This window comes from Citrobacter farmeri (assembly GCF_019048065.1).
Lineage (GTDB): Bacteria > Pseudomonadota > Gammaproteobacteria > Enterobacterales > Enterobacteriaceae > Citrobacter_A > Citrobacter_A farmeri.
This window is the reverse complement of record NZ_CP077291.1, coordinates 2853584-2867697: the sequence shown is the minus strand read 5'-3', so window position 1 is coordinate 2867697 and position 14114 is coordinate 2853584. Positions and strand designations below refer to the sequence as shown.

The following is a 14114-nucleotide window of genomic DNA, read 5'->3' as shown; positions in this document are numbered from 1 at the left end:
TAGTCCTGGAACGTTAGCGGAATTTTACTCGGCTAAATAACCACCATCGATTGGATAAACGCCTCCGGTACAGAAGGCTGCGTTGTCTGACAGCAAAAACAATATGAAGTCTGCTATTTCTTGCATTTTTGCCATCCTTTTCATAGGGTGGCTGTTTGCGAAACTGCGTACGATATTTTCAGGAAATTCATTCATTCGCGGAGTCTGGACATAGCCCGGAGCGACTGCATTGATTCGAATGCCTTGACATGCAAACTCTAGCGCTGCGGTTTGGGTTAAACCGATTATACCATGTTTAGCCACGGTGTAAGGTGCTAATCCAGGAATGCCAACCAGACCATTTACTGCAGATAAATTAACTATAGATCCACCAGACTTCATCATCCGAGGTATTTCATATTTCAGGCAGTAAAAAACGCCGCTCAATGAGGTGGCAATAACCTTATCCCAGTTTTCAACTGTCTGTTCTGTTATGTTTCTACCATGTTCCCCTGTTATGCCTGCATTATTTACAGCATAATCAAGTCTGCCGAAATGACTGATAACCTCATCTATCATTTGCCGCACTTGATCGGGCTGTGACACGTCACATCCGATCCCCATCGCTTGTTGTCCCTGCGAAGATAATCGTTTCGCTTTTTGTTTAGCCTGTTCTGACGAACGGGATACAATAACAACCTTAGCGCCATGTTTGTGTAATTGCTCTGCGACAACCTCACCTATACCTGTCGTACTTCCGGTTATGACCGCAACTTTATTCTGGAAATGCATAACTCCCCCTATGAAGTAGAATTGAATTTTTCATCCGGGTTAGTATACAAATGCGCTGTGACAGTTTTTGTCAGTACTCTTTCTCCTCGCAGAGCCCTTCTTTTACTCTCCATTTTTTCAATAAAACCGTCCTGCTTTCGCTATACAGGGAATCCAGTTGCACAATCTCTTCAATTTTGTCAGTTCTAAAATGACGAAAATCATTTCTCATCTCACACCATGCAACCAAAAGCCAGCATGACTCCATATATACCAAACCAATGGGCCATATGACTCGAGAAGAGTAAGCATCTTTCTTGTCACAATACTTTATTTTGATTCTTTTTCGCTTTTTAATAGCATTGCGAATGTCTTCAAAAAATATCTCATTGTTTTCTGAAGGACCGATCAGATAGGATTGACTTTCAACAAGATTTTTTAAGTCAGCGGGAATGACGGCGTGTATTTTGGCAAGCGCATTCCTTGCTGTATTTTTGAAATCATAATCCGTATTATGTGATACCCAATTTAACCCAAGTATAATAGCATTGATTTCTTCATGAGAAAGGTTTAAGGGGGGCAAATGAAAGTCAGACTTAACGATATAACCAATCCCGGCACTACCTTCAATGCATACTCCTTGATGCTGTAGCGTTTTGATATCTCTGTAAAGGGAGCGAACACTTACTCCTAATCTTTCTGAGAGAGTGGATGCAGTGACCGGATATCTTTGTGCCCTTAATATCTGGAGTAATTCGAGAAGCCTTTCTGTTCTGGTCATGGCGATAAATCCATCTTGAGCCTGAGACGATAGCTTAAAGCATCGGTGAGATAAGCATCTTAGTACAAAGCAAGCGTAAATGCTTAAGTTGAACAGCTCCCATTGATTATGACAGCACGCTTTTTACTTAAATTCTGTTTAATAAACCAGCGGTGATTTAAGCAGCCGCCTTACCACCTGTATGAAACATCCTTATGAGGGAATGGTGTTTTGCTGATCCCCACAAAATGCGTGGAGCAGGGGCCAGTGAATCGACAACACGATCCACTGGCGAAGGCAAGATTATATAATCATACTGGCGAGCAGAATAAATATCAGCCCGCAGATAGATAACAGCGTTGACATCAGCGTCCAGGATAACAGCGTCTCTTTGGTGGTCAGGCCGAAGAAATCTTTAATCATCCAGAAACTGGCGTCGTTGACGTGGGAGCAGATACAGGAGCCCGCTCCGGTAGCCAGCGTGATCAGCGCCAGGTTGGTATTGGGATGCACCGCCAGCAGTGGGATGACCAGCCCGGCGGTAGAGATTGCCGCAACGGTGGCGGAACCCAGACAAATACGCAGGAAGGCGGCAACGCCCCAGGCCATCAGGATGGGATTAATGTCCATACCTGATACCAGGGTGGAAATGTACTGACCCACGCCAGAATCAATGAGCACCTGCTTGAATGCGCCGCCACCGCCGATAATCAACAGCAGTCCGGCAATACCCGCAATGGCTTTTCCGCAGGAGTCCATCAGGTCAGGGATCGTCTTTCCACGGCCCAGACCCATGGTATAAATCGCGAACAGCAGCGAAATCAGCATCGCAATCGTCGAGTTGCCTAAGAACAGCAGCACGTTGTAGAACAAGCCTGAATCCGCAGCGCTTTTGGCATGGGTCATCTGGATGATGGTGACTACCGCCATCAGGATAACCGGCAGCATTGCCGTGAGAAAACTGATCCCAAAGCCAGGCATTTCGCTTTCGCTAAACCGACGTGTCGCGCCAAGGGAGGCAATATTCCCTTCTTTTTTAAACGCGTCCGGAATAATACGCTGGCAGAATTTATTCAATACGGGCCCGCAAAGAATAAACGTAGGAATACCAACAATGATGCCATAGATGAGTACCAGTCCTACATCTGCGCCATATTCACGGGCGATAACGGTCGGGCCGGGGTGCGGTGGTAAAAATCCGTGTGCCACCAGCAAACCGGAAAGCATAGGTACACACATAAACATCGGCGATATTTTGGCTTCACGGGCAATGGCGAATAAAATAGGGACCAGCAGAATTAAGCCAACTTCAAAGAAAAGTGCAATACCGACAATAAAAGCTGAACAGACCACCGCCCAGTCAAGTTTATTTTTGCCGAAATAATTCAGCATGGTCAGAGCGATTCGCTGGGCACCTCCCGCATCGGCCAGTAAGCGTCCGAGCATTACGCCGAAGCCGAATATCAGACCAATATGACCCAGCGTACCGCCAAGGCCGGATTCGACCGATGTGACAACTTTATTCAGATCCATTCCACTGGCGATGGCAACAGCAATCGAGACAATAATTAACGAAACAAACGTATTGAGTTTAATTTTAATGGTTAAAAGCAGGAGTAAAGCAATCCCTGCCACAACGATAATTAGTGGCATAACGTCCTCTCATTATAGGGTAGCGACCCCTCATCGTCCGGCTGCACACAGGATGAATAATGTGTAGCCGGATTATTCAGCGGTCTGGATGTTTTTTATTTTTGCTTTAAGTTGTTATTAATATAATCGCTCAGAGCAGCGCCTATTTTATTCACATCGTAGACACAGCCTGTCCATGTCCCGCCGCTCACAGCCTGGAGCATTGCCCAAAGCCGGGTATCATCTGGCAATTCAGGATCGGGAAGCAAATCCTGATGGCTGGGTCTGGCGTTTAATATTGCGGTAGCCTCCTCCCGTGAGGGTAATATTTCATCGTTACGGGTTCCGAGGAAATTGACTTCGCCCTGCAGCTCGCGACAGTCAATTTTAATTTCAATAATATCCCCGGTGCGTAATTTACTGATTGGTCCCCCGGCCAGTGCTTCCGGACCTACGTGGCCAATGCATGCGCCAGTGGAAACGCCCGAGAAACGCGCATCCGTGATCAGTGAAACATGCTTTCCATAAGACAGATGTTTCAGGGCGCTGGTGACCTGGTAGGTTTCCTCCATCCCGGTGCCGGAAGGACCAACGCCGATGATGACCAGAATATCGCCCGCTTTAATCTTGTCGTGCTTGATATCGTAAATCGCACTTTTCTCGGACAGATAAACTTTCGCCACCCCTTTATGGTAATAGATGCCCCGATCGTCAATCACCGAGGGGTCGATGGCGGTGGACTTGATCACCGATCCTTCCGGGGCAATATTGCCCACCGGGAAAGTGATCGTTGAGGTCAGGCCGCGTTCCTGCGCCCGCTGTGGCGACATGATCACCTCATCGGCGTCGATCTGCTCCTGTTCGCGCAGTAGCTGTTTGAACCGCTGCCGCCGTTCGGAGTGCTCCCACCAGTCAAGGTTTTCCTTCAGCGTGCTGCCGGTGACGGTCATCACATCTTCATGCAACAATCCAAGACTGCGAAGATGCAGCATCACTTCCGGCACCCCTCCCGCCATGAAGGCATTTACCGTCGGGTGATAAACCGGACCATTGGGAAGTACGCTCACCAGGCGGGGCACCCGTTTGTTAATGCGGATCCAGTCGTCAACGGTCGGGATATGGCAACCGGCCTGATGGGCAATTGCCGGAATGTGTAGCAGCAGGTTTGTCGAGCCGCCGAACGCGGCATGGACCGTCATCGCATTTTCAATGGCTTTATCGGTGAGTATTTCCCGCGTGGTAATGCCTTGTTTACATAAGTTCAGCGCCGCTCTCGCGGAGGCTCTGGCGATCTCCTGCCATACCGGCTCACCGGAAGGGGCCAGCGCAGAGTGCGGAATGGCCAGTCCTAATCCTTCTGCCACGACCTGCGATGTCCCGGCGGTACCCAGAAACTGGCAGCCGCCGCCGGAGGAGGCGCAGGCCTTACAGCCAGCCCGTCGGGCATCCTGTAGCGATAACTCGCCGTTGGCGAAGCGGGCGCCGATGGTCTGCACCTTGCCGTTATCTTCCCCATCTTTTGCCGGCAGCGTCGCGCCACCGGGCACCAGCACTGTTGCTTTGTCATGTTGTGCAGCGAGCGCCATCATGGTGGCCGGAAGTCCCTTGTCGCAGCTCGCCACGCCAATGACGGCTTTCGCATCGGGTAGAGAACGGATAAGGCGGCGCATCACCATCGCGGCGTCATTACGGTACGGCAGCGAGTCAAACATGCCCGTCGTCCCCTGAGTCCGACCATCGCACGGATCGGAAACATACACGGCATAGGGAAGGGCACGGTTCGCTTTGATCACCTCCGCGGCGGCTTTCATCTGGATATCCAGCTCGTAGTGACCCTGGTGCAGTGCCAGCGCGATGGGCTTACCGTCAGCCCCGCGTAACCCTCCGAGCGTACTGAGCAGTAAAATGCCGTCCCGATCCAGTTCGTCTGGAGACCAGCCCATTCCGGCATTCATGGTCATCCCGAACAGATCCCCACTCGGGCGATTGATGAGCATCTCCGCCGTGAGCGGCAGTTCACCGTCAGGGCCGTCGGCATGTGTTCTGACGGTGTAGATATCGTGACTCTCGTCAGCAAAAATAGAGCGAACAGACATGATCTTCTCCTCAGTCCGATAAAATGCCCTGCGCGACCAGCAGTGCATGGACTTTTTCTTTGGCTTCTTCTGACACGTCAAGAATCGGCGGCAAGCAATAGGTCTCCACTGGCAATCCCACGCACTGCATGCTGTATTTGATCAGTGAGACAAACGGCGTTTCAAGGGCGTAAATGGCTGGCAGTTGCAGCAGCTTTTGATTCAGGGCGGCGGCGGTGGCCAGATCGCCCTCGCGCCAGGCGCGGTAGATACCGACAGAGAGTTCCGGCGCAAAGTTCGCGCTGGCAGATATCGCGCCATCGCCACCCAACAGCAGAGTGTTGAGTAAGTGGTCGTCGTAGCCGCAGAAGACCGAAAATGACGGACGAACTGACTTAACGGTGTTGATCATCGTGCGCAGATGGCCAACGCTGTCGATGGTGTCTTTGATGCCGACGATGTTCTCGTTTTGCAGTGCCAGACGTTTCACGGTCTCCGGGGTTAAGTCCTGACCGGTCAGATCCGGAAAGTTGTACAGGATCACCGGGAGTGTGACGCTGCGGGCGATCTGCTGGTAGTAGTCGTCAAGATTTCGCGGCGCAACTTTCCAGTAGTAGGGGTTGATAGCGACGACGCCGTCAGCGCCGCAGGCTTGTGCATGTTGCGCCAGTTTGACCGCTTCGTCAGTGGAAGGTGAACCGACGCCAATTAATACCGGAACCCGTCCGCCGACAACGGCGACAGCTTCTTCGGTGAACGCCATTCGCTGGGCGGTATTCATCTGGCTAAATTCCCCCCCGGTGCCAAGGTAAAACAGCCCGTCGACGCCCTTATTAATCAGGAAGTCGGCAACCTGACGCATGGCCGTTTTATCAATGGTTCCGTCACGATGAAACGTGCTGGATACCGGTGGAATAATACCGCTGAATTTTTTCATTACCTCAGTTTCCTTTTCGTAAATACTCATTTTCGTTTCTGTATCCCAGCCCATATGATATTTGTCCGGCGCATTTGCGGAGCAGTTCCAGATAACCCTCGATCTTATTTCCTGAATAAACCACCGGATCGCCCGAAAGCGAGATCGCATAGTTAACCCGGTTATACATATTGAATACCGGCATACTTAAACATACCGCACCATAGGTTGATTCTTCGTTGTCTATGGCCCATCCGCGAAGCCGCGTTTTTTGCAACTCTTCCAGAAATAATTTTTTATCGGTAAACGTATTGCGCGTGTGCGGCGTCAACGTGAGCGCATCTAAAAAGTAATCCAGCTCTTCCCGCGTTTTCCAGGCCAATAACGCCTTACCCAGCGCGGTGATATGCAATTCAAGTTTTTTACCAATCCAGCTTTTGCTTGTTGGTACCGAATTCGGGCTCTCAACCTTGTCGAGATAGAGGGCTGAATAGCTCTCCATTGCCCCCAGATGGCAGACCAGGCCGCTTTTTAGCGACAGTTCCTGCATGGGCCGTTTTGTTACTTCAAAGATATTTTGGCGGTGCAGCGCCTGGCAACCCAGTTCGTAGTTTTTTATTCCCAGCGAATAATGGCCGTTTTTGTTTTTAATTAAAAAGCCGCACTCCACCATCACATTCAATAAATTGAGCAAGCTGCTTTTGGGATACTGAAATTTTTTTAATAATTCCATATAACTCGCCACGCCGACCCATGCGATGTGGGTTAATATTTTTTCGGCACGGACTAATGAATTACACCCTTTGCGAACCATTGTGGAACCCTCTTGCTGGTAGAATAAATGGTATCGGCATTGTGGCGTTGAAAATATGCCTTGTTCAACATGCTGAACCGTAATGGCGTGTTTAAGTGTGATCTTGTGCTCAGTTTGAATAGTGGGATTATCGTGCGGGTATTCGGCGAAATGTGGATGCACTGGAAATGACAAGACGCTATACCGCCGGGGCATGATAGAGTGTGAGTTGCTCAACAAACGATTCGAGGTTTGCGCTATGCAGCAAATTGATTTTTACATGGTTGATGCCTTTAGTACGACGACCTTTGGTGGCAATGCCGCAGCAGTCTGTCCGTTAACCGAATGGTTACCCGATGAGACATTACTGAAGATGTCCAAACAGCATAACCAGTCTGAAACGGCTTTTTTTGTCCCAACTGAAAACGGCTTCGAATTGCGCTGGTTTACCACTCAGGGCGAAATCAATCTGTGTGGGCACGCCACGCTGGCTGCCGCTCATGTCATCTTTGAACATCTGGATTATCCGGGTGAGATCCTCCATTTTGATACCCGGTTTGTCGGGCCACTAACCGTTGAACGCAGCGGTGAATGGTTGACGCTGGATTTTCCTGCCTGGAAAACCGAGCCCGTCACACCGCCGTCCTTACTGTTGGACGCGTTGGGTATCACGGAATGTAAAGAGGTGCGCGTGGCGCGCGACTACATGGTTGTACTGGATAACCCACAGCAGGTCGAAGCGTTACGTCCGGATATCAATGCCATGCTTCCCCTCGGAAAGATGGTTTGCGTAACCGCACCAGGGGAAGGGAAATACGACTTTGTCAGCCGTTTCTTCTGCCCTGGGGAAGCCGTAGCGGAAGACCCCGTTACCGGTTCAGCACACAGTATGCTTATTCCTTACTGGGCTGAAAAACTGGACAAAACAACGATGCTGGCGCATCAGGGGGCCGGGCGCAGCGGAGAGCTACGCTGCCAGAGCGCGGGAGAGCGTGTTTATATCGGCGGCCAGGCAACAACGTATCTGCAAGGTAAAGTGTGGTTACGCCAGGCCCTCCAGGAGGGACGGGCGCCAGTGTGAGCCCGGCAACCGCGGTTATCACGATCCTGCGGGTGGGCTCATCCTGACCCGGCTATTGGTTCGCCTGCGCTAAAGAGCACGAGCCAGTAACCGGAGCATGTCGCCAGCGTGAATCTCTGCCGGGAAATAACCGTAAAATGCCAGCAGGCGCAGTAAATCCTCTCGGGAAATACAGACTGAAGCGGTATTGACCAGAGGATGAAATCCCAGTGACTGCCTGGCAGAGACTGAGGAGTCGATGATTATCTGCAGCTCTTTTTTGCTGTTACACGCGACAGAAAAAGGCGTTACGCAGCCAGGTGCAACGCCCAACGTTTCCATTAACTCGGCTGGCGACGCGAAAGACAGACGAGATTCTTCAAGCTGCAACGCTAATCCGCGAAGATCTGCTTTATGATTACCATCAAGAATGTACAGGTAGAAGCGCTTGCCCGAGCTATTTTTCAGTAACAGGTTTTTGAGTAACTGGGCCGGAAAGGTCGCGGCAAAAGCCCTGTGATCGGCAACCGTCTTCACCTCCGGATGTGAGACATACTGATACGGTATATTCAGCTCGTTGAGCAACGTTAAAACCGCATTTTCATCCATATTATTTAACTCATACAAAATCAGCGCCGTACTTAGCGAAATAGGGATATGCAGTAATGGAAAAAATTTCCAGTGCCACCATCCTGTTGGTCAGCAAAAAGATACACCGAGACTAGCAAAACGGCGATCGTCGGGTATATGGGTTCAATCAATCTTCACAGTGGTATTGGCCTGATCTCTTGATCTGACGCGCTTAACGCCACACTGTCGTCCTGTATGTTAATTAGACTACACGCTATCTGATGAGGCGATAATTGCCTGGGGATGTAAAACGGATAATCCCTGTGGCATCACAATGAGGAGGGAGTATGTTTTCATACGTCATGCTGGGCACCAACGATCTGCCACGTGCGATCGCTTTCTACGATCCATTAATGGAATTGCTTGGGCACCCGAAGGGCGGTCGGGGTGAAGAGGGCGCATCATGGGGAACGTTCAGTGAAAACCACACCACCGGACTGTGCGTAGGTAAACCTTTCGATGGCCAGGCTGCTGGTGTGGGTAATGGTACGATGGTGGCGCTGAATGCCCACTCCTTTGAACACATTCAGCAACTTCACGCGCTCGCTCTCAGTCTGGGGGGAAGGGATGAAGGCGCGCCGGGCCACAGACCGCATTATGGACAAGGCTTTCATAGCGCCTATATCAGAGATCCTGACGGTAATAAGCTGGCGTTTGTCTATTATGCTAACGCGTGCTGAACGACAGCAGCTGGTATTGCGCGGTGAACACATTTTATTCACGGAAAGTGTTGACTTCACTCTCATGAACTAGTTAACTAGTACGAAATATTCACTTATACAGGTATCAGGTAATGACATTCTCAATGATGACTCAGCATAACTGGTGGCGCACTTCCCGTTAACGGGCAGTATCGTCATGTCTGCAGTTTGCACACCGATACCCGGCCCGCCATGAGCGGGCTTTTTTTTGCCCAAATTTAAGGCATACGCGGAAAGTCTCACCGTATGAACGGAGCCAGCAAGTGCTGCGTAGTCACTGAATTCACTTTATGTGCAGAGTCCAGACCAGGGAAAAGGCCCGGTTTTTCAGGGACTGCGCAGACATTAAGGAGCCACAATGAGCACAATACTCAACCCTCGCTTCGGCGAATTCGGCGGTATGTATGTTCCACAAATCCTCATGCCCGCCCTGCTTCAGCTTGAAGAGGCCTTTGTTAGCGCGAAGAACGATCCGGCCTTTCAGGCCGAGTTCACCGATCTGTTGAAAAACTACGCCGGACGACCGACGGCGCTAACCTTGTGCCGCAATCTCACCAAAGGAACCCGCACGACGCTGTATCTCAAACGCGAAGATTTACTCCACGGCGGGGCGCATAAAACCAATCAGGTGTTGGGCCAGGCGTTACTGGCAAAGCGAATGGGCAAGAGCGAGATCATTGCTGAAACCGGGGCCGGTCAGCACGGCGTAGCATCTGCCCTCGCCAGCGCGCTGCTTGGCCTGAAGTGCCGCATTTACATGGGGGCGAAGGATATAGAGCGCCAGTCGCCGAACGTCTTTCGTATGCGCCTGATGGGGGCGGAGGTGATCCCGGTGCACAGCGGTTCTGCAACGCTGAAAGATGCATCTAACGAGGCGCTCCGCGACTGGTCAGGAAGCTATGAAACGGCGCATTTCATGCTAGGCACGGCGGCGGGCCCGCATCCATTTCCAACCATCGTTCGTGAGTTCCAGCGCATGATAGGGGAAGAAACCCGTGTCCAGATTCAGGAAAAAGAAGGCCGTCTGCCGGATGCGGTGATCGCTTGTGTGGGCGGCGGTTCGAATGCGATTGGTATGTTTGCTGACTTTATCGATGAACCGCGCGTCGGGTTGATCGGCGTGGAGCCGGCCGGTCATGGCATTGAAACTGGCGAGCATGGCGCACCGTTGAAGCACGGTCGTGTGGGCATCTATTTCGGCATGAAATCGCCGATGATGCAGACCGATGAGGGGCAAATTATTGAGTCCTGCTCCATTTCTGCGGGGCTGGATTTCCCCTCCGTCGGGCCACAACATGCGTACCTGAACAGTATTGGCCGCGCGGATTATGTCTCCGTTACCGATGATGAAGCGCTGGACGCCTTTAAGATCCTGAGTCGGGAAGAGGGCATTATTCCGGCCCTGGAGTCCTCTCACGCGCTGGCTCACGCCCTGAGAATGATGCGCGAAAATCCTGACAAAGAGCAGTTGCTGGTGGTGAACCTCTCTGGTCGGGGAGACAAGGATATTTTTACCGTACACGATATTCTGCACGCACGAGGAGAAATGTGATGGAACGCTATAGCACGCTTTTTACTGAGCTGAAAACCCGTGGAGAAGGCGCTTTTGTTCCTTTTGTCATGATCGGCGATCCGGGCCCGGTGCAGTCGCTCAGAATCATCGATACCCTGATTGCGGCGGGCGCGGACGCGCTGGAACTGGGGATCCCCTTTTCGGATCCGCTGGCCGATGGTCCGACGATTCAGAATGCCGCGTTGCGGGCCTTTACTGCCGACGTCACGCCGACATTGTGTTTTGAAATGCTGGCCGCGGTTCGCCAGAAACATCCGACCATTCCGATGGGTCTGTTGGTGTATGCCAATCTGGTCTTCAACCGTGGCATCGACGCGTTTTATGCTGAATGTGCACGTATCGGGGTTGATTCGGTGCTGGTGGCGGATGTGCCGTTCGAAGAGTCGGCGCCGTTCCTTCAGGCCGCGATGCGGCATCACGTGGCCCCCATTTTCATCTGTCCCCCGAATGCCGACGATAAACTCCTCCAGGAGATTGCCCGCCATGGGAGGGGCTATACTTATCTGCTCTCCCGGGCAGGGGTCACAGGTACCGAACGCCAGGCGGCAAAGCCGCTGCAACATCTGGTTGCAACGCTGGACAAATATCAGGCCCCGCCAACCCTCCAGGGATTTGGTATTTCCACGCCTGATCAGGTGGCGGGCGCAATTAAAGCCGGTGCAACAGGAGCCATTTCAGGCTCTGCCATCGTCAAAATCATTGAGAAACATGTTGATAATGAGGAGGCGATGCTGGCTGAACTCAAGGCATTTGTGATGGGTATGAAAGCGGCAACGCGTCAGGGGTAAGACCGTTGACCTGGCCTGCCTGAAACGGCAGGCCGTCAGTTATGCAAGTAATGATATGGATTCCCCATCCTGCAATGTCACCCCAACGCCTGTGCTGTGCCGAACGGGCGGAAAAATAGTTTCGCTGGGCGTAGGCCTGACACAGTCGTCGTACGTAGTTGATACAGACCGTCACAAAGTGGCGACGTAGTCACTGCAGGGGATCGCGATTTGGACATCGATCACATTTTTCCGACCGGCACATACCCCTGCTGAAATTACGTGTTACCATTCATGTCGTAAATACCTTTCAACTCAACCCGAGGCTTTGATGCTGGAGAATGTAATCATCTGATAATCAGTTTCCCCGACCTTTTCAGGACGGACTGATTATCAATGCGCCGAAATCGAATGCGGACACCGCGGTGTGTTTGCACGTTTTGCACATGATGATTAAACAGGTTTTCCAGTATGAATTTATCCCGTCAGGAACAACGTACCTTACACGTTCTCGCCAAAGGTGGACGTATTGCGCACGTCCGCGACACGTCAGGCCGCGTCACCGCCGTTGAATGCTACAGTCGCGAAGGGCTGCTGCTTGCGGACTGTACACTCGCCGTCTTCAAAAAACTCAAAACTAAAAAGCTGATCAAATCCGTTAATGGTCAACCCTACCGTATTAATACTACCGGGCTGAACAACGTTCGCGCCCAGTCAGATAACCGCTGAGGAGCGTTCTATGACAATACGCAACTTCACCTTTCATATCACCGATGAGAGTGATGCGAGCGACATCCGGGAAGTCGAAACCCGTGCATTTGGCTACAGTAAAGAAGCCGATCTGGTGGCTTCATTATTAAAAGACGAAAGTGCACATCCGACGCTATCGCTGTTGGCCAAACATGAAGGTAATGCCGTTGGGCATATCTTGTTTACCCGGGCGACATTTAAAGGGGATACGGAATCTCCCCTGATGCATATCCTCGCGCCTCTGGCGGTCATACCTGAATACCAGGGGAGAGGTGTGGGGGGATTGTTGATACGTACCGGCTTAGCACACTTACGGTTGATGGGGTGCCAGAGCGTTTTTGTTCTCGGCCACGCCACCTATTACCCAAAACATGGATTCGAACCCTGCGCAGGAGACAAAGGCTATCCCGCTCCTTATCCCATCCCGGAAGAGCACAAGGCCTGCTGGATGGTGCAATGCCTTTCTGCTCAGCCACTTAATCGTAACGGCCAAATTCAATGTGCGCAGGCCTTAATGAAACCGGAGCACTGGCATGAATAACAACCTGATTGAACGCTCTCTCATTCGCAACGTAATGAAAGGAATTAACTAATGGATATCCCACGTATTTTTACAATTAGCGAAAGTGAACACCGCATTCATAACCCGTTCACACCGGAAAAGTACGCCACTCTGGGCCGCGTGTTACGCATGAAGCCGGGGGAGCGTATTCTCGATCTTGGGAGTGGTTCAGGTGAGATGCTCTGCACCTGGGCGCGCGATTACGGCATCAACGGTACCGGTATCGACATGAGCTCACTCTTCACCGCGCAGGCAAAACAGCGAGCTGAAGAACTCGGCGTCAGTGAACGCGTGCATTTTATCCATAACGATGCGGCAGGTTACGTTACGGACGAAAAGTGCGACGTGGCGGCGTGTGTTGGCGCAACCTGGATTGCTGGTGGTGTCGCCGGGAGTATCGAACTGCTGGCGAAAAGCCTCAAGCCTGGCGGAATGATACTGATCGGTGAACCCTGGTGGCGTCAGGTTCCCGCGACGGAAGAAATTGCCCAGGCCTGTGGTGTCTCCTCCAGGGCGGATTTTCTCACTCTTCCTGCGCTTGTCGCCTCTTTCGACGAACTTGGCTATGACGTTGTGGAAATGGTGCTGGCGGACCAGGAGGGTTGGGACCGGTACGAAGCGGCGAAATGGCTGACAATGCGTCGTTGGTTAGAATCTAACGCAAGTGATGATTTTGCCGATGAGGTTCGCGCGGAGTTGACGATTGCGCCCAAACGACACGTCACGTACACCCGGGAATACTTCGGTTGGGGCGTATTTGCGTTAATCGCACGATGAAGTAAGTGATACGGCATGGCCTTTAGGCTATGCCGTATTTTCCGCAGATGAGAACCGTCATGGCGAAAAGCGACGACCCGTATTAAACATTCTCCCACCTGAAATCTTCTTCCATTTCGTATTATAAAGACGTTTGCCTGCCAGGTCAGAATTAAGAGTTAAAACCGTCTTCGTAGATTATTTTTGTGACACAGTTATAATTAATCATTTAATGATCTGGGATGTGGTCTGGCCTGCTTTTAATTCGGTTAAATAGTTTTTAGCAATAACCTTCATTCTCCTTCCGCTCTTTTTGTGAGATTATTCTCTCATTTAAGAATAATCTTAAATTGTATTTTTAATAATTCCTAAGGATGATGCCTTTAATT

At 51.2% G+C, this 14114-nt stretch carries 13 protein-coding genes, 1 pseudogene and 1 other annotated feature; of the genes and pseudogenes, 7 read left to right on the top strand and 7 right to left on the bottom strand.

Annotation, left to right across the window (positions count from 1 at the left end; translation table 11 throughout):
- Positions 1-24: 24 nt before the first annotated feature.
- The 6 genes from I6L53_RS13585 to I6L53_RS13560 form a co-directional block, all read right to left on the bottom strand.
- On the bottom strand, positions 25-771 hold the full coding sequence (locus I6L53_RS13585; RefSeq protein ID WP_042319906.1) for an SDR family NAD(P)-dependent oxidoreductase: 747 nt from the start codon (positions 769-771) through the stop codon (positions 25-27).
- Between the two features lie 70 nt (positions 772-841).
- Positions 842-1531: a helix-turn-helix transcriptional regulator gene (locus I6L53_RS13580; RefSeq protein WP_042319904.1), complete on the bottom strand. Its 690-nt coding sequence runs from the start codon at positions 1529-1531 to the stop codon at positions 842-844.
- 282 nt (positions 1532-1813) lie between these two features.
- Positions 1814-3163 (bottom strand): GntP family permease, encoded by a 1350-nt coding sequence (locus I6L53_RS13575; protein WP_042319901.1) that lies wholly within the window; start codon positions 3161-3163, stop codon positions 1814-1816.
- Positions 3164-3258: 95 nt separating this feature from the next.
- Entirely contained in the window at positions 3259-5238 is a 1980-nt protein-coding gene (gene yjhG / locus I6L53_RS13570; protein ID WP_042319898.1) for a xylonate dehydratase YjhG, read from the bottom strand.
- A gap of 10 nt (positions 5239-5248) precedes the next feature.
- Positions 5249-6154, bottom strand: a complete 906-nt coding sequence (locus I6L53_RS13565; RefSeq protein WP_125367843.1) for a dihydrodipicolinate synthase family protein — start codon at positions 6152-6154, stop codon at positions 5249-5251.
- A 4-nt stretch (positions 6155-6158) separates the two neighbouring features.
- The gene (locus I6L53_RS13560; protein ID WP_042319894.1) at positions 6159-6947 is read right to left on the bottom strand and encodes an IclR family transcriptional regulator; all 789 of its coding nucleotides are present in this window, start codon (positions 6945-6947) and stop codon (positions 6159-6161) included.
- Between the two features lie 238 nt (positions 6948-7185).
- On the opposite strand from I6L53_RS13560, the gene I6L53_RS13555 reads away from it, so the two are divergent.
- Positions 7186-8007: a PhzF family phenazine biosynthesis protein gene (locus I6L53_RS13555; RefSeq protein WP_042319891.1), complete on the top strand. Its 822-nt coding sequence runs from the start codon at positions 7186-7188 to the stop codon at positions 8005-8007.
- 69 nt (positions 8008-8076) lie between these two features.
- Here I6L53_RS13555 and I6L53_RS13550 read toward each other — a convergent pair whose 3' ends face one another.
- Complete coding sequence (locus I6L53_RS13550) at positions 8077-8613, bottom strand: YbaK/EbsC family protein (protein ID WP_174349255.1); 537 nt, start codon at positions 8611-8613, stop codon at positions 8077-8079.
- 290 nt (positions 8614-8903) lie between these two features.
- Here I6L53_RS13550 and I6L53_RS13545 point away from each other — a divergent pair, with 290 nt between their 5' ends.
- From I6L53_RS13545 to I6L53_RS13520, 6 genes and pseudogenes are all read left to right on the top strand, one after another.
- Positions 8904-9296, top strand: a complete 393-nt coding sequence (locus I6L53_RS13545; protein WP_042319886.1) for a VOC family protein — start codon at positions 8904-8906, stop codon at positions 9294-9296.
- Between the two features lie 137 nt (positions 9297-9433).
- Positions 9434-9527: a sequence feature (Trp leader region), on the top strand.
- Positions 9528-9675: 148 nt separating this feature from the next.
- Positions 9676-10869, top strand: coding sequence for a tryptophan synthase subunit beta (gene trpB, locus I6L53_RS13540; protein ID WP_042319883.1), 1194 nt, complete (start codon positions 9676-9678; stop codon positions 10867-10869).
- The gene (gene trpA / locus I6L53_RS13535) at positions 10869-11678 is read left to right on the top strand and encodes a tryptophan synthase subunit alpha (protein ID WP_042319880.1); all 810 of its coding nucleotides are present in this window, start codon (positions 10869-10871) and stop codon (positions 11676-11678) included. The genes trpB and trpA overlap by 1 nt, the downstream gene beginning before the upstream one ends.
- A 450-nt stretch (positions 11679-12128) precedes the next feature.
- Positions 12129-12386 carry a YjhX family toxin gene (locus tag I6L53_RS13530; RefSeq protein WP_042319878.1) on the top strand — a complete coding sequence of 86 codons (258 nt, stop codon included), beginning with the start codon at positions 12129-12131 and terminating at the stop codon, positions 12384-12386.
- A 10-nt stretch (positions 12387-12396) separates the two neighbouring features.
- Positions 12397-12944: pseudogene (locus tag I6L53_RS13525) on the top strand (GNAT family N-acetyltransferase).
- A 55-nt stretch (positions 12945-12999) separates the two neighbouring features.
- Positions 13000-13746 (top strand): SAM-dependent methyltransferase, encoded by a 747-nt coding sequence (locus tag I6L53_RS13520; protein ID WP_042319874.1) that lies wholly within the window; start codon positions 13000-13002, stop codon positions 13744-13746.
- The last annotated feature ends 368 nt before the right edge of the window (positions 13747-14114 follow it).